Source organism: Paenibacillus lautus, from assembly GCF_050482385.1.
GTDB classification, from domain to species: Bacteria; Bacillota; Bacilli; order Paenibacillales; family Paenibacillaceae; genus Paenibacillus_AQ; species Paenibacillus_AQ lautus_B.
Genome location: NZ_JBCNHV010000005.1, coordinates 24,809 through 40,964 on the forward strand (window position 1 = coordinate 24,809; position 16,156 = coordinate 40,964).

Annotated in this window: 13 protein-coding genes and 1 riboswitch; of the genes, 4 read left to right on the forward strand and 9 right to left on the reverse strand. The window is 47.7% G+C overall.

Annotated features, from left to right (window positions below):
• Positions 1 to 159: 159 nt before the first annotated feature.
• From ABEW73_RS07740 to purT, 5 genes are all read right to left on the reverse strand, one after another.
• Entirely contained in the window at positions 160 to 1,161 is a 1,002-nt protein-coding gene (locus tag ABEW73_RS07740) for a substrate-binding domain-containing protein (protein ID WP_430163793.1), read from the reverse strand.
• Complete coding sequence (locus ABEW73_RS07745) at positions 1,154 to 2,983, reverse strand: cache domain-containing sensor histidine kinase (RefSeq protein ID WP_430163796.1); 1,830 nt, start codon at positions 2,981 to 2,983, stop codon at positions 1,154 to 1,156. The genes ABEW73_RS07740 and ABEW73_RS07745 overlap by 8 nt, the downstream gene beginning before the upstream one ends.
• Positions 2,984 to 2,989: 6 nt before the next feature.
• Complete coding sequence (locus ABEW73_RS07750) at positions 2,990 to 4,624, reverse strand: response regulator (RefSeq protein ID WP_430163798.1); 1,635 nt, start codon at positions 4,622 to 4,624, stop codon at positions 2,990 to 2,992.
• Between the two features lie 203 nt (positions 4,625 to 4,827).
• Positions 4,828 to 6,186: an MATE family efflux transporter gene (locus ABEW73_RS07755; protein ID WP_430163801.1), complete on the reverse strand. Its 1,359-nt coding sequence runs from the start codon at positions 6,184 to 6,186 to the stop codon at positions 4,828 to 4,830.
• A gap of 320 nt (positions 6,187 to 6,506) precedes the next feature.
• Complete coding sequence (gene purT, locus ABEW73_RS07760; protein ID WP_430163804.1) at positions 6,507 to 7,667, reverse strand: phosphoribosylglycinamide formyltransferase 2; 1,161 nt, start codon at positions 7,665 to 7,667, stop codon at positions 6,507 to 6,509.
• A gap of 81 nt (positions 7,668 to 7,748) precedes the next feature.
• Positions 7,749 to 7,829, reverse strand: a riboswitch (ZMP/ZTP riboswitch).
• A gap of 253 nt (positions 7,830 to 8,082) precedes the next feature.
• Between purT and ABEW73_RS07765 the strand changes: the two genes are divergently transcribed.
• Positions 8,083 to 9,522 carry an ATP-binding protein gene (locus tag ABEW73_RS07765; RefSeq protein ID WP_430163808.1) on the forward strand — a complete coding sequence of 480 codons (1,440 nt, stop codon included), beginning with the start codon at positions 8,083 to 8,085 and terminating at the stop codon, positions 9,520 to 9,522.
• Between the two features lie 26 nt (positions 9,523 to 9,548).
• On the forward strand, positions 9,549 to 10,001 hold the full coding sequence (locus ABEW73_RS07770) for a hypothetical protein (protein ID WP_430163811.1): 453 nt from the start codon (positions 9,549 to 9,551) through the stop codon (positions 9,999 to 10,001).
• A 30-nt stretch (positions 10,002 to 10,031) separates the two neighbouring features.
• Here ABEW73_RS07770 and ABEW73_RS07775 read toward each other — a convergent pair whose 3' ends face one another.
• The 4 genes from ABEW73_RS07775 to ABEW73_RS07790 form a co-directional block, all read right to left on the reverse strand.
• On the reverse strand, positions 10,032 to 10,664 hold the full coding sequence (locus ABEW73_RS07775; protein ID WP_430163814.1) for a YdcF family protein: 633 nt from the start codon (positions 10,662 to 10,664) through the stop codon (positions 10,032 to 10,034).
• Positions 10,665 to 10,923: 259 nt separating this feature from the next.
• Positions 10,924 to 11,445, reverse strand: coding sequence for a GNAT family N-acetyltransferase (locus tag ABEW73_RS07780; RefSeq protein WP_430163817.1), 522 nt, complete (start codon positions 11,443 to 11,445; stop codon positions 10,924 to 10,926).
• Positions 11,446 to 11,619: 174 nt separating this feature from the next.
• Positions 11,620 to 12,105 (reverse strand): DinB family protein, encoded by a 486-nt coding sequence (locus tag ABEW73_RS07785; RefSeq protein WP_430163820.1) that lies wholly within the window; start codon positions 12,103 to 12,105, stop codon positions 11,620 to 11,622.
• Between the two features lie 129 nt (positions 12,106 to 12,234).
• Positions 12,235 to 13,149 carry a LysR family transcriptional regulator gene (locus ABEW73_RS07790; RefSeq protein WP_430163823.1) on the reverse strand — a complete coding sequence of 305 codons (915 nt, stop codon included), beginning with the start codon at positions 13,147 to 13,149 and terminating at the stop codon, positions 12,235 to 12,237.
• Between the two features lie 536 nt (positions 13,150 to 13,685).
• Here ABEW73_RS07790 and ABEW73_RS07795 point away from each other — a divergent pair.
• The gene (locus ABEW73_RS07795; protein ID WP_430163826.1) at positions 13,686 to 14,858 is read left to right on the forward strand and encodes an ROK family transcriptional regulator; all 1,173 of its coding nucleotides are present in this window, start codon (positions 13,686 to 13,688) and stop codon (positions 14,856 to 14,858) included.
• A gap of 17 nt (positions 14,859 to 14,875) precedes the next feature.
• Positions 14,876 to 16,156: a hypothetical protein gene (locus tag ABEW73_RS07800; RefSeq protein WP_430163828.1), complete on the forward strand. Its 1,281-nt coding sequence runs from the start codon at positions 14,876 to 14,878 to the stop codon at positions 16,154 to 16,156.

The window sequence follows — 16,156 nt, forward strand, 5'->3', positions numbered from 1 at the left end:
CCTTGTTTCATTCGAATTTTCAGTGACGGGTACGGCATTTATATGCCATATCTCACTGTCTACCGCCATTATGCCGCAATGCTCCTGACATTCGAATTCAAAATCCTCATGCTTTCTAGCAAAATTCTCATCACTTTACTTCTAAGCATCGCATCTTCTTTACTTCACAAATGGAAATAGCACCTTCTGATTATCCATCCAGAACATGTTGTCGGCATCAATTACCTTGGTCTCAAGCACAATCGGCTTGTCATATTTCGAACCATCCAATACCTTCACGGCCTGTTCTACCCCCAGATAACCCGTGCTGAACCCGTTCTGTACAACGAGCTTATGAAGGATGCCATCCTGTAGAAGCTGAAGCTGCTCCAGATCGCTGCCGAAGGTGACAATCTTGATCTTTCCCTGAGCTTTCCGTCTTATGACTTCTTTCGCCGCACCCAAGGAAGCCTGAATATCGAGTGCCAGAATCCCGTCAACAGATTCCCGATCCAGCAGCTGCTTGGCTGCCTGCCAGCATGCATCTTCACGTTTGCCGCATGCAGCCCCGTCCGCTATTTGAATACGGCTTATTTCCGACAATACGCTTTTGGCGCCCTCTTCGCGGGCAATTAAGTCGGGGTCCTCCCTGTCGGAACGCAGTATGGCGACAACTCCCCGATTGCCCAGTATGTCGGCCAGCTGCTCACCCGCCTTGCGTCCGGCCACCTGATTATTGATTGCAATGGCGGACAGGACGCCGGCGGTCATTCGCTCATCATTCAAAGCAATGATGGGGACATCAGCTGCTGAGGCATGATCACCTATTTTCTGCAATACGGCTTCGGATGCGGGATCGATCAAAATCGCGGTGGAACCTTTCTCGAGCGCCTTCAATGCTGCTTGCAGCTGTTCCGCTTCATCGTCACTAGGCTCGAGCGGGATATAATCAAGCACCATTCCATATTCCTTGGCAGCTGCCTCGGCGCCTAATCGGATGGCATCCCCCTGCTCTTCGGCATGTATGGGAGCCACGAGTGCAATGTGCCGGAGTGTGGTCTCATTCTCCTCTATGATTGCGCCTGATGAACACGAAGTTAGGAGGAACAAGGATAGAATGAGTACTGTGAGAAAGCCCTTCTGTACAACAGATATCTGTACCACACGATGCATGCTAATCATTCTCCCGCTCCCCCCCTGTGTCGTGAATGACCGGAATCCGTATGCGAACGGTAGTGCCCTCTTCGAGCTCGCTCTCAAATTCCAGACCGTAACGATGCCCATAATACAATTGAATACGGTCATGAACATTTCGAACGGCTACGCCGGAGCCCGCTGTATTGATAAATGGAGTCGGATTTTGTCGCAGCGCTTCACCCTCTAATATCCTTTCAAGCACCTCGGGAGACATCCCGACTCCATTGTCCCTAACCGTCATCTCCAATAGATCGCCTTTTATAGCAGCCGTTATGCGAATATGTCCTTGATCCACCATATACTCAATGCCATGTACGATCGCATTCTCGATTAAGGGCTGAAGCACCAGCTTTAACGTGTAGCAAGACTGCGCGGCTTCATCCGCTTCGATCATAAAATCGAATTTCTGTTTATACCTCATCTGCTGGATGGTCAAATAATGCCTTGCATGCTCCAGCTCTTCCTGAACGCTTATCGATGTCTTCCCTTTACTCAAGCTCAAACGAAACAGCTTCGACAAGGAAGTAATCATCGTAATGACCTCCTCCTTCTTGCTCATGCCCACCATGCGGACCACCGAATTCAAGGTGTTATATAAAAAATGCGGGTTGATCTGGGCCTGCAAGGCTTCCAGCTCGTATCTGCGCTTCGATTCCTGCTCTTTCACAATCTGCTTCATGAGCTGCCTGATCTTATCCAGCATCAGATTGAATCGGCTGGACAGCTGTACCACTTCCAGCGGCCCCTGCATCGGGAGCTCCACGTTGAAATCGCCCCGTTCCACTGCCTTCATCGTTCTGCCCATCCGGCGAATGGGGCGGGTCAGCATAGCCGAGAGAATCAGGGAAACCACGATGGCAAGCACCAGAACCATCGCCACAACTTGAACCAGATAACGATTAACTTCTTCTCTTGTGGTCATGATTTCATCCAAATAGGAGACCCCAACGATTTTCCATCCGATATTAACGACCGACTTCACCGTATTCAGCCGCTTGACTCCATCCGATTCATCAATGTAGCTGTCCGAGGAAGTAAGTGCCCGTTCTACGCTCTCATTCCGAAGCCCCATGTATATTAACTGCTGCTGGGGATGATACACGATGTTTCCCGCTCCTTCATCGATGATGTACGCATACCCTCGCTTCCCCAGGCTGATGCGGCTGCTCAGCTCATCGATCTTCTTGAAGTTGATATCCACCAGCAGAATGACATACGTCGGCTCTCCGTTATGAACAACCGTAATTCCTTTGCTCATCGTGACCACCCATTTAAATGTATGGTCATACAAATTCTGCACATGCGGCAGTGAGAAACTCAGATGGTTGGAGACTCTCATGGCCGAGTGAAACCAGCTCTGCTCCGTCACCCGTGCGCTGGGCTTCACCGGCATGTCCGGGTGGTTCCTCAGCATATCGCCATGTTCATTAAATAAAGCGATGGAGACGATGTCATCCCGACTTCGCATGATGGTGTTCAGCTGCTGAGTCACCTGCTCATCGTCCCATTGGCCGTCCACAAGCATATTTTCCTCAATGGCCCGATACAGCTGTGCCATACCGTCCACATAATCCTCGAGATTATAGCTGACCTGATCCACGATTTGCTGGGCGTTTAGAAACACGCTTTGCTCCGCCGATCGCGAGAATTTATTGAACAACAGAACAGCTACCACAATCACAATAAGCAGAATAAATGCCGAGAAGGACCACATGATGATCGATTGAATGCTGTGTGCGCGAAATCGCCTAACCCATCGCTGAATGGTTGGTTTGATCGAGACCCGCTTGGCATACGTGATTTTCACCGAGTTCTACCCCCTCGCTTGTGTCCGGTATTCCTTGGGTGAGATGCCGACCTGCTTCTTGAAGCAGAAGCTGAAATAATTCGGATCGGAAAATCCGACACGCTCCGCGATTTCGAAAGCTTTAAGATCCGATGATCGAAGAAGCTCTTTGGCCGATTCCATCCGAAGCTGCATCAAATACTGCACGTAGGTCATTTTGACTTCTCTTTTGAACACAGCGCTAAAATAGCCTGTACTGATATGAAGCTGTACGCACAGCTTCTGCAGCGATAGCTCCGAGTCACCGTAATGCTCCCGGGTATATTGGAGTGCCTTCTCCACAATGTCTTTGTACGCATGCTGCCTGGAGCTGGCGATATGCTTGCGTATAGTTAAACAAATGTCCTGAAGCCAAGCTTTAGCCTCCTGCAATCCGGAAAACTTGAAGATCTCCGCATGCAGCTGAGATCCTGCGCCGAACAACGCCTCGATCTCAATCCCGGATTCTTGAGCCGATCGCAATACAGCCGTTACGACCTCCAGAAGGTATACCTGAACGTCCTGAATGGTACAGGAGGCACTCATGAGTTCATCAAATATGTGCAGGATTGCTTCAGTTAATTCCTCTTCCGTTCCGAGCTTTAGACTGCGGATCAGCGCTTGCTCCTTTAATTCATCCAGACGAACTCCCTCTGGTCTCGGGCGCTCGACATCATCAATGAAGATGACTTTCTCGGCACCAAGAATCAACCGATAGTCGAGCGCCAGCAGCGCATCCTGATAGGAATACTTAAGGTCGGACAGATTCCGTACCATAGAGCCCACACCAATCGTAACCGGCAGCTTCAAATAATGAAGAATGCTTTTTAACAAGCGGTCAAGTGTCACCTGCAGCTCGCTAAACCACGCTTCGTTTTCGCTCTCGTCATTCGTAATCAACAGCACAATGCTGTCCTGATATATGAATACGCTTACAAAAAATACGGGGTCCAGAAGCTCCTTCGCAATGTTCAGCATGGCATGCAGCATTAAATCCAAGTCTCCCGAATGGCGGAGGGAGGTTGAAGACGTGTGCTCCTTATCTACAGACGCGGGATATAATGCCATAACCGCAGCCAGGTAACAACCTCCATTCACAGACAATTCGTAATTTCGAGTCTTCTCCTCTATGATCGAGCGGGGCAATTTCCGGGTGAGCAGCGACGCAAGAAACGATTCCCGAAGCAAAGGCAGGCTCGTGCGGTAATGCTCCTTCAACTGGCGTACGTCCTCACGCTCCGCAACCTCCATATCGATCTTGTCTTTGATCTTCCCCAGCAGCTCCATGAAGCTTTCGGCAGAGAATGGCTTCAGCAAATACTCGTCCACGCTGAGTGTAATCGCTTGACGGGCATAATCAAATTCATCGTATCCGGTTAAGATCACGATTTTGCACAGCGGCTGAAACTCTCTGAGCCATGAAGCCAGCTGGAGCCCATCCTGAAACGGCATACTGATATCGGTAATGACGACATCCGGCTCCAATCGCTCCGCAAGCTCCATGGCCTCTCTCCCGTTCTCCGCCGTTCCCTCGATCGTAAATCCGCAAGCTTCCCACTGGATTTCCTGCACGAGTCCCTCTCTAACATCGGCTTCATCGTCCACTAACAACACTTTATACAAGGCAACCTCTCCTGTTCTAATCTGTCAAATTAGTTAAAAGAATCTAATGTGATCTTACCCCGCCGCATCCAAATTTGGAATGCATCTTTTTTCAAGCTTTATGAAGCAAAAAAAAAAGAACGAATGCATGGCTCTTAAACAACAGAATGATTTCTGTTCATTAAGGTCATGATTCGTTCTGAATTTCAATTGTGTAAAAATCCTTACGCCTGAACAGGTACGGAGACGGGTTTGGCAGGCGTGCTTAACCTCTTGATGCTCAGGTAGTAGGCGATGCCGAGCGGAATGACGGCTCCGAGCCAAGCCAGCGGATTTGCCAGGCTTGCGCCGAGGAACCCGATCTGCGCGGTCAGGAAGATGGCAGCCAATACCCGCATAATCAGTTCCATGATCCCGGCAACGGTTGGGATAAAGCTCTGCCCCAGTCCCTGCAGCGTGAAGCGGTAGATGAACAACAGCGACAGAAGCAAATAGGTGCTGCCGTTTGATAAGAAATACAGCCTGCTAAGGGACAGCAATTCTTCCTGTCCTTGACCGACAAAGAGGCTGACGGCTGCAGGACCCGCAAATATAACCAGCAAGCCCACAGCAAGGCTGAAGGATCCCGAGACCCATATGCATTGTTTAACTCCAAGCTTGATTCGGTCTATGCGATTCGCTCCGAAGTTCTGGGCAGCAAAAGTCGCCATCGTAATGCCAAAGGAACTCATGGGTTGCGTAGCGAGCATGTCAATCTTCTGGGCCGCCGTATATGCGGCTACGGCTGTTGCCCCGAGACCGTTAAGCGTAATCTGTAGTATGATGGCTCCGATCGCAATGATGGAGGCTTGAAAGCCCATCGGGAAACCGACCCACATATGCTTGCGTATAAATGTCCAATCGATGGACCAATCGGCATTCTTGAACTGCAGAAGCGGAACCTTTTTGTGAATGTATAATAAGCAGAGCAGGCAGGAGAACAGCTGCGATACCACCGTGGCAAGACCCGCTCCGGCTACTCCCATCTTGAATGCGAGAATAAATAACAGATCGAGTACGATGTTCAGAATGCTTGCGACCACCAAGAAGAGAAGCGGCGTCCGGCTGTCCCCAAGCGCTCTGAGCAGATTAGCCAGCAAGTTGAACAGAACGGCTGCGCCAACGCCCCAGTTAATGACAATCAAATACGAATAAGCATCATCCAAAATTTCGGCCGGCGTGTTCATCATGACCAGGACAGGCCTCGTGAATATAACACTCACAATGGTAAGGAACACCGTGAATATAAGACTAATCCATATACTGGTACCCACGCTTTTGCGGACGCCCGCGATATCCTTGGCGCCAAAGCGCTGCGCCGTTATGATGGACAAACCGGCCGTCAAGCCTTGGGCAAAGCCAATAACAAAAAACAAAATACTGCCCGTCGAGCCCACGGCCGCAAGTGCGTTCACACCAATGGTACGACCCACGATCAAGGTATCCGCCATATTATAAAATTGTTGAAAAATATTTCCGATCAAAAGCGGGATCGTAAACATGATGATCAGCTTGATCGGACTTCCTTGCGTCATGTCTCTCATGTAGATTCTCCTATGCCGTCATAAACGTTCCTCTATATATTTATTTGATATTATAACGCTTAAAACCGTGCCTATAGAGCATTGCATTGAAATCATTATAATGGGTGAGGGTCGTTGTATTCTTGTGTATCTTATCATGAAAGAACATAAATTTCTGCATATTTATCTTTAAAACCAAAACAAAAACAAGTCATGATGATCAGAACGATTCATCCCCTGTTTTGATCGAGGAAATAACTTTAATGAAAAAGGCCAACCGGTTAATCGGTTGACCTTTTTTCATATGATTATGGAAGCACCACCCTAAGAATCGGAAATGATTATGCTTCTTCAACAACAAGCTTATCCAAAGCCAGCTTCGCACGCGAACGCGCTTCCTCTACTTCGCCGGCGGTGGACAACGCAACTGCGATTCGTCTTCCGACCTTGGTCACCGGTTTCCCAAAAATGCGCAGCTGCGTATTCGGAACAGCCAGTGCTTGCTCGGCGCCGGTAATTGTATAATTCTCCAGCTCTCGCGCAGCCTTCAGTGGACGGCTGGCTCCCGGTGTGATCAATTCGATCTCCGGAATCGGAAACCCAAGAATGGCACGGACGTGAAGCGCGAATTCAGATAAATTTTGCGTGACCAGCGTAACCAATCCGGTATCATGCGGTCGCGGAGACACCTCGCTAAAATACACTTTATCCTCAGTCAGGAACAATTCAACCCCAAACAATCCATAACCGCCAAGCTCATCGGTAATCGTCCTTGCAATATATTTAGCTTCCTCGATCTGCTCTTCGGACATGTTGTGCGGCTGCCAGGATTCGATATAGTCCCCGCTCTCCTGAATATGTCCGATTGGCGCACAGAAGCTTGTTCCGTTGACGGAGCGAACGGTCAGAAGCGTGATCTCCGACTGGAACGTAATGAATTCTTCAATGATCACTCTTCCGTTCTGCACACGGCCGCCCTCCATGGCGATGTTCCAGCAGGACTCGATATCTTCTTCGCAGCGGCATACACTTTGGCCTTTGCCTGAAGAGCTCATCAGAGGTTTAATCACGCACGGAAACCCCATGTCCAGGACAGCCTGTTTAAACTCCTCATAAGTATCGGCAAATCGATAGCCCGCAGTAGGCAGCCCTAACTCCTCTGAAGCTAACCGGCGAATCCCTTCTCGATCCATCGTAAGCTTTGCAGCTCTGGCAGTGGGAATAACCCGGTACCCCTCTTCCTCCAGCTTAACCAGTTCCGAGGTAGCCAGCGCCTCGATCTCAGGTACGATCAGGTCCGGCTTCTCCTGCTCAATGATTGCGCGCAATTTCTCCCCATCCAGCATATCGATGACATTGCTATGATCGGCCACATGCATAGCAGGAGCGTCGGCATAACGATCGATGGCTACGGTTTCAACACCCAGTCTCTGCGCCTCAATTATGACTTCTTTTCCCAGTTCTCCCGAACCTAGCAGCAGTATTTTCTTCGTTTTTAACATCGTTGTTTTATCCCCTTTTCGTAGTTTCAGAGATTTATAGAAGCAGAAAATAATAAAGAGGTAAGGAAAATAAGCTTCCCTTACCTCTGCCCAGGCGTACGGCCGTCGTCATCTATGTGCTCCCTCATGGTCCCCCATGCTACGCCAGTCACACATAAACCTATACATTGTTATTTAAATCATACTGAATCTTCCCGTTAATTGCAATATCACCGTATGGCGACATTAGATTTAAACTTCAGCATATCGGATGACAAGATCCTCATACTATGATATGTGATAGATATCACTGATTTCTCGCCAAAACAAGATGTTTCCGTTAAAATCAATCGCTTTAAAGGATTGATGAATGGTATGTACCAACATATAATATGGATAAATTCAATCCTGCCAGAAATTTGAAAGGAGACTTGCAGTGCTGCCCTATTCCACCCCTAATCATGATTTTGCCTTTGAACAATCTGTAATCGGAATGGCAATAGTATCGCTTGATGGAACGATGCTCAAGGTCAATTCGGCACTAAGTGATCTATTGGGATATTCGCAGCAGGAGTTGACTGCCGGGGCACCGCAAGAAGAAAGCATCCGCAAGTTGCTTCATCAAGTGGTTCAGAACGCAAGAACTGCGCAAGATCATCAGCAATCCGTGACCTATTTTGAATACACATACCACCATCCGTCCGATCGTGAAGTATACCTCAGCGTACATACCAGAGTTGAGCATGATATGGAACAGTGTCCCCAGACGTACTTGGTACAATTCGAGGATCGAACGCTGTTGAGACATGTAATGAAGCAGCTTGAGCTGAACGAACAGAAGCTTCATGAGGAAGAAAATTCATATCTACAGCTTTTGGAGGGGCTTCCCCTCTCCGTGCTCATAACGAAGAAAGGCATTATCCACTATGTTAATCCTGCAACACTCAGGCTTGTTAACGCTGCCCATCCTCGGGACGTCCTGGGAATATCAACAGATGTGATTGTCGACGTGTCGTATCATAACGAGCTTTCGAAACGAAGGGCAAGGTATGTCGAGAGTGGAGAGATCGGAAGCGTCAATTACCTGATACGCTGTTTGGACGGGCAAAAGAAGATGGTGACCGGGTTCACGTTAGTCATAAATTATGAAGGCGAGAAAGCGGCTGTCAACATCTTCAAGGACATCACGGAGCAGCGTATGGAAGAGGATCGTGTGATGCAATCCGAGAAGCTGACCACCGCCGGCCAGTTAGCCGCCGGTATTGCCCATGAAATTAGGAATCCATTAACTTCGATTAATGGATTCGTGAAGTTGCTGCGATCAGCGGAACGCAGCAACGAGCTTTATTTTGAAATCATTGAATCGGAGCTCAAACGCATCGAGCTCATTGTCAATGAACTCCTGGTGCTCTCGAAACCGCAAGGCGTTCACGTCAGCGGACCCATCGACGTATTTGCCATTATGGAACAGATCATTACGCTGATGAAGGTCCAAGCTGCCCTCAAAAACATCGAAATCATCCCTCATTATCCGATGGTTCCGGTCTTCGTTCAGGGTGAAGTAAACCAGCTCAAGCAAGTATTCATCAATCTGCTAAAAAATGCCATGGAAGCGATGAATCAAGGTGGCACCATTACCTTAGACATTTTGCACAACGCTCAAGAGGTTCAAATTATCGTGCAGGATGAAGGGGTTGGAATGACGCAGGAGCAGATCCAATCCCTGGGACAGCCCTTTGTTACAACCAAAGACACCGGGACGGGACTCGGTATGATGATTACCAAGAACATTATTCATAATCATGGCGGAACGATGAACGTAGAGAGCATACCTGATCATGGGACAACCTTTACGATCCATTTACCGGCTCTATAACGCATACATATATCGGAGGAAATGGCATGGACAATCAGGATCCAAAAACACATAAACAATTTGCGATAGACTGCTTCAATCAAGTATGGGATATCTTGGAGAACAAACAGCGTTCACCGGAAGACGAAGAAAACATGATTCACATTTGTCACAGCTCGTTCTGGCACTGGACACGGGTTGAGGATCATACACAGCGCAACCTTTCCATAGGATATTGGCAGCTCTCCAGAGTGTATGCGGTAGTGGGTCAAGGCGATCAAGCGCTGCGTTATGCCAAGCGCTGCATCATTGTCGGATCATCGGCAAGCCTCGAACCATTCTATATAGGTTACGGGTATGAAGCGGAAGCCCGAGCCTATATGGTCCTGGGCAACAAGGAACAAGCGATGGCGTCCAAAGAAAACGCGACAAGGTATCTCGATAAGGTAACCGACAAGGAGAGCCATCAGATGCTTGCGAACGATCTCATGAATCTGTAATAGGACACGGCCTTCCTCTGGGCAGACCCATTATCGGAATGGTGCAACCAGTTGATAACCAATATAATAAAAGACTTCTCTGATTAAAAAAGGGACTTTGCTTCTCAGGCTCTGATACGCGCTTCGGGATGCGGGTGAAGGATTGGCTTCCAGCCCCATATCTTCTGCCATCATCATTGCCCGCTTCATATGCAGCGGGTCACTTACGATGAGATAGGAGGACAGCCGAGCTGCATCCCCTATCTCATTGGCATAATGCAGATTCTGCTCGGTGATCGTTGAAGCCGTCTCGACAAGGATATCGCTCTCTGGAACACCGTGCTCCATGGCATACTGCCTGGCAACTTCCGATTCGGCGAGTTCATCCTCCGAACTACGTCCCCCTGTAAATATCAGCTTGTCCACGTACTGTCGGTCATACAGCCAAAGTGCATGATCAATGCGTGCCTGAAAAACAGGCGAAGGCTTCCCCTCCCATACAGCAGCCCCCAGTACTATTGCTGCATCAGACGGGATATTCACTGTTCTTTGCGCATAGTTCCAAATCGTGCTGCCTACAAATATCGTATAAATCAGCAGGATTCCAATTAATCCTAGTATAACTCGAATCACGATACGCTTTCTTCTGCCCCCCGCTTCCCTCGCGGGCATATTTCGCATCATGTTGCACCTCCAACGCCCAATCTTAAATCTGCTTTGTGCATCCATTCTATCATTTTCAGCAAAAAAGCCTGCTGCTCCCTTATTGAGCGTCAGGCTTCATAGTTACGTTCGGGACTTTCATTTTTCAGCTTTAGGATGAAGGTCCCGCCACCTTCATCAACTTCCCTTATTCACAATTCACAGATTTCATAAAAAATAAGCCCAATGCACCTCATTGTTATGCGAGATACATTGGGCACAGCATGTTAAAACAACAGAACTATGAAATAGTACGCCATTCAGACTTTAGCATAGCATAGGAATACTCATCCCACCAAATATCGCCACGAGGGATACACTGTTGAAAATAGCCTTCTCTCCTCATGCCCAGCTTCTCCATCACCCGGTACGAAGGTGTATTCTCGGGCTGGCATGTCGCAATGATTCGATGCAACCCCAATACCTCGAAGCCGTGCTGAAGCAAAGCTCTGGCGGCTTCCGTGGCATACCCCCTACGGTGATAGGTCGAATTAAACACCCAGCCGATTTCATACGTATGTTCGCCGAACCATGGATGAAACACCATGTGACCAATCACATGCTGATCTTCCTGCAGCATAACCGCATAATGATGGGCTCCATTCCCCTTGTTCTGCGCAAGAAATTGTTTTACCGTTTCTTCCGTATGCACCGGCTCAGGAATATAACGCATCACCACCGGATCGGATGTATACTGCAGAACATCCTGCCAATCCCCTGGTTCAAACTCGCGAATCACTAATCTTTCGGTAACGATCTTCATTTGCCTGACTCCTCTTCAAGTTGTATTTAAGTGTCCTCATTCCTCACACTTCAATACAGGGGCAAATGCGATTCGTCGTATATGCAGATATTTATCTTTCTTGATAACGCCGGGTCACCCTCTTTCACTGTACAGCCTTCTCGAAGTATATTCGCCATAAAGTTTGAGACTCCTTCATGATATGTCAAACTTCTGGATATTTTGGCTGAGAATCGACTTCATTTTATCAAAATGCATGCCTTCATGATATAAGCAAAAGCTTAAAAATTCTTCTACCCTGGTTAACTTTAAACCTTTGGAAGTTGTATAGGGAGATGAGACCGTATCGTGCAGATGTGTTGTGTACCTGTCTTCGATCCGCTGAACCTGACCTTCAAGCAGTTCAATAAGTTCTGCCATGGAAGGCCATGGAGCACTCATCTCCCTTGGCTTAGAACCCGTCCGGAACAGCTCGGTATAATGCTCGGGAAGGTTTATGGTTTCTCCATTCACACCGAACGCAAACCTTTCCATTGTGAATAAGACATGTCCCACGTTCCACTTTACGTGATTGTTCATTCCGCTCGGAATCATCTCCGCTATATCATCCGGGGCATTCCTAACAAGATTCAAGGTTTGTGTACGCACAAATTCCAAATGTTCAAACAGGTATGCTCTCATGTAGCCCACTCCTTCTCATCTTTATCCAGCGTCCGCTTTAACCGAGTGTACTCCAAATGCTGATAAAGAAATAATACTGTTTTCACTCCGTTTCATAAAAAAAATGGATGAATCAAAGGCAAGCCTTCATCATCCATGGATATACTGATTTTTTTCGCGGATATCCGCTTGAATATAGGAAATAAAAGTATGGACTTGCGCGGGTCCCGCTTCTTGTCTTTTGATGCATACCCGAATAGGGTGCGGAAAAGTTACGCCTAACACTTCAACCTTGCCAAGTACGCCCGAAGCCAGTTCTTTCTTAATAGAAAGAGCAGGAACTAGTGCAGCCCCGTATCCCGCTTTAACCGCTTCAATGGATTCCTTCAACCCCTCTATCATTATGGAACAGCGAGGTTCGTGTGCATCCGATGCCTGAATCAGCGACAATAACTGTTTTCGCGTGTAACTTCCTTCTTCCCTCAGTACAAAGGGTTCCTCCATAAGCTCGTGGAAAGTCACTTCTCTATCGGCTAGTCGATGAAGGGCAGGTACGGCAAAAATTAATTCATCTTCCATAATCGTAAAGGACTCAATATCTTCTTCTTCAATGGGCCAGCTGCCGCATACGATGGAGATATGCACCGAATCGTCCTGTAACCGCTGCAGCGCTGTTCGGGAATTTCCTTTCAGCAGCTGCACATCCATCCTTGGATGCCGCTGCTTATATCCAACCAGCCACCCGGGCAGCAAAGTGCTCTCAGGCAGCTCCGTTGCGCATATTCGCAAACTTCCCTGCTGACCGGATTTGATAGCCTCCATCATCTCTTCCATCTCGGCTTCCATCGCAAATAACCGCTGGGAATGCCTCGCCAACGCTATACCAGCTTCAGTCAATTGAATATTGCGTCCGTTAGCCTCAATCAATTTCATGCCAAGCTCCCGCTCCAGATTGCGGATTTGGGCTGTCACGGCTGGTTGACTTAACAGCAGATTGCCGGCTGATCTCGTAATGCTTCCCGTCTTGGACACATCATTAAAAATGCGTAGTGCATGAAGATTCATAGGTCATCCCTCGATTCTTGAACTATTGACCCTGGTTGAAGCTGTTGTCATCTTTTAGATCGTTTATATCCTAAATGAAGCACATTTGTAAACCGCTGAATCTGTATATATAACACTGATTCTTTGTAAAACATGTAAAAGACCGTCCAAACGGTCGGCCCTTCTCCCTATAGATATTCTTAAACTATAGTCTGTAATCCGTGACGGAAAATCAGAAGCAATAAAGATAGAATGTTTATCGCTGAGTCAATACGAAGGGGCATATCCTTCATCATGGCTGCAAATGGCGTGTTCCTTCAGCCATATGTTATCAGATATGCGACGACTTGAGCGTGATCCGGTCGGCAACCATTTATTGTTTAATGAATTTTCATTGACACCGGTTTCATTAAGGTTATATTATAAACTTATAAAGAGGTTTACAATATAAATTCTTTATAATTGTTATGGGGATCTCCCGTATACGCCCTTATTAAGTTTAATTTATAAACTTAATGGAGCGGAGTGTTTAAAGAGGAAGGTAGTGATCGCACACAATGGAAGCACATTTGCCCAGCACGATTCGCAGGATGAACAAAGAGATTGTGCTCAACACCATTAAAGATATGGGACCTATAGCCCGGACCGACATTGCTAAAGAGACCGGGATAACCAAGGCAACCGTGTCCGATATCGTCAAGACACTCATTGAGGAGAAGTTAATTTTTGACGAGAAGGATGAAGCGGATTTAAGCAAACGCGGCACAAGACTTCATTTTGCCAAGAACGCTGCGTTCGGTATCGCCGTTGATCTTGGGGGAACCACCCTCCATTTCGGACAGTTCAATCTGGCCGGCGAATGCATCGCTAAGCATACCGTCGCTACTTATAAGCATCAGTCAAGCCGGGAATTTCTAGACCATATGGCAACCGACATCAAAGATTTCATTAAATCTACCGAGCAGCCGACCAACCGACTCGCATTCATAAGTATTGCCACTCCCGGAATCGTTGATCCATCCTGCGGCATGGTCCTTGAAGGATCTCCCAACTTGCCGGAATGGAAAAACATTGATCTAAAGAAGTACTTTAGCAACGTATTTCAGGTGCCCGTTACCGTTGAGAACGACGTCCGAGCTGCGCTTGTCGGCGAGATGTATGCCGGCGCACTCCAGGATTTAAACTCTGCCGTTCTCATTGGCATTGGAACCGGACTGGGTTCCGCTATTCTGATTGACGGCAAAGTGATACGAGGCGCAAGGAACGCTGCAGGTGAAATTGGTTACATGCTGTTTCAGCAGCATCATTTGTATACCCCATCAGACAAGGGACACTTTGAAATTATATGCTCCGGTTCCGGTTTGGAAGCTGCTGCGCTTAAGATTTTCGATAAGAAGCTTACGGCTAAAGAAGTATTTGAGATGTCTGTGGAGGGAGATATCCAGGCACGTCATTTGGTTACGAGATTCGAGGAGCATCTGGCCCTGGGCATTCTGAATATTATTTCCCTACTCAATCCGGAGAAGATCCTGCTTATGGGTGGATTGACGCAGTCCCTCTCGCTTGAAGGATTGAATGCCAAAGTGGGGCTTCACACAACGGACGTAACCGATGTTACGATCGAGATTTCAACCTTACAGCATCAATCGGCTCTGCAAGGCATAGCCATTCTTGGCCTGAAGCAAGCTTGCCCGTCACTTCAATATATGAATGACAAACAACTCTACTAACAGGAGCGTGATTATCAATGTCAGGAATCCAATTGCACCCGCATGATATTGTAGACGAAGGTATGCCGCAGATTATGTCTTTTATTCGCAAGCTGAAAGATGTCCGTTACATCTTCCCTGAAGTTAATACTATTTTCGAACGAAACCCGAACCCTGTTGGCCGTTTACCGCGAAACGCCGTGCACGAAGTTGTATTCGGTACGGGAACGATGCACGCCATCCTTCCTTCTTATCAGGACTCTGGACTTGATCAGCGAAGAGAACTCACTCTCACCCTGGATCAGGATCCCTTGATGATTATTAAAGAATCTTTGCAGGACGAAGAGTACGAGATTATCCCATGGCTGAATATTTTAAATGGTCATTTTGAAGGCCGTTTGCTCGCTAACAACCTGGTTACGGATATGAATGGACAAGTCATACCGCACTGGCTCTGTCCCAATGCCCCCGATGTCATCGGCTTCTGGGAAAAAGCATTGCTCGACTTGCGCGAACGTTACGGATATACCACTTACATGATTGATCGCATCCGGTATCCGGATTGGGGCGGCGAAGAAGTGAACCCGAAAGGATTGCTAACTTGCTTCTGTCCACACTGCGAGAAGAAAATGCTGGAACAGCATATTGATGTAAGCGCCCTCAAGGATACGCTGAGACAATGGACCTCCCTATTTGCAGAGAAAAAATTCGAGGAGGCCGTAACGTTTGCCCAAAACCATGAGCTAATACAAGAATGGATCACGTTTCGTCAACGGAGCGTAACCGGCTTCGTGGAACGTCTCATCGATCGCGTAAGGAAAGTAAACGAAGACTTTACCTTATGGCTGGACCTCTGGCCTCCTGCTTACAGCTGGATGCTCGGTCAGGATTATGCAAGCATCACGAAGTTTGCGCCCGCCTTGAAACATTTTCCGTATCATAAGCTGGGCGGCGGTGCAGACGTACAAGGGTTGATTCATTATTTAGCGGATACTGCAGAGGAACAGGAAATCGCATTCCGGGCTTTTAAAAGATTCTTTGAGCTTCCGTACGACCTGTCCTATGAAACGTTTAAGCGGGAAGGGTTCCCTATTCAATTTGTCGCTGATCAGAACAATAAGGTACGAAATCTATCCGACCCCGATACGCGTATCTATAGCGGAATTCAGATGTGGAACATCTCTCCCCAGAATCTGATCGAAGCCGTAAAGGCCGGTGAGCATAGTGCAGCAGATGAACTGCTGTACTACTGTTACGGCTGGGCTGCGGATGATCTGTTTGAAGCCATACAAACCTATCGAGAGAAAGGAATGAACTAA

Excerpts from the sequence above, each read along its gene's own strand:
- ABEW73_RS07795 (WP_430163826.1), top strand. The coding sequence starts at position 13,686 with ATGGAAGCACATTTGCCCAGCACGATTCGCAGGATGAACAAAGAGATT.
- ABEW73_RS07790 (WP_430163823.1), bottom strand. The coding sequence starts at position 13,149 with ATGAATCTTCATGCACTACGCATTTTTAATGATGTGTCCAAGACGGGA.
- ABEW73_RS07755 (WP_430163801.1), bottom strand. The coding sequence starts at position 6,186 with ATGAGAGACATGACGCAAGGAAGTCCGATCAAGCTGATCATCATGTTT.
- ABEW73_RS07800 (WP_430163828.1), top strand. The coding sequence starts at position 14,876 with ATGTCAGGAATCCAATTGCACCCGCATGATATTGTAGACGAAGGTATG.
- ABEW73_RS07770 (WP_430163811.1), top strand. The coding sequence starts at position 9,549 with ATGGACAATCAGGATCCAAAAACACATAAACAATTTGCGATAGACTGC.
- ABEW73_RS07775 (WP_430163814.1), bottom strand. The coding sequence starts at position 10,664 with ATGATGCGAAATATGCCCGCGAGGGAAGCGGGGGGCAGAAGAAAGCGT.
- ABEW73_RS07785 (WP_430163820.1), bottom strand. The coding sequence starts at position 12,105 with ATGAGAGCATACCTGTTTGAACATTTGGAATTTGTGCGTACACAAACC.
- ABEW73_RS07780 (WP_430163817.1), bottom strand. The coding sequence starts at position 11,445 with ATGAAGATCGTTACCGAAAGATTAGTGATTCGCGAGTTTGAACCAGGG.
- purT (WP_430163804.1), bottom strand. The coding sequence starts at position 7,667 with ATGTTAAAAACGAAGAAAATACTGCTGCTAGGTTCGGGAGAACTGGGA.
- ABEW73_RS07740 (WP_430163793.1), bottom strand. The coding sequence starts at position 1,161 with ATGATTAGCATGCATCGTGTGGTACAGATATCTGTTGTACAGAAGGGC.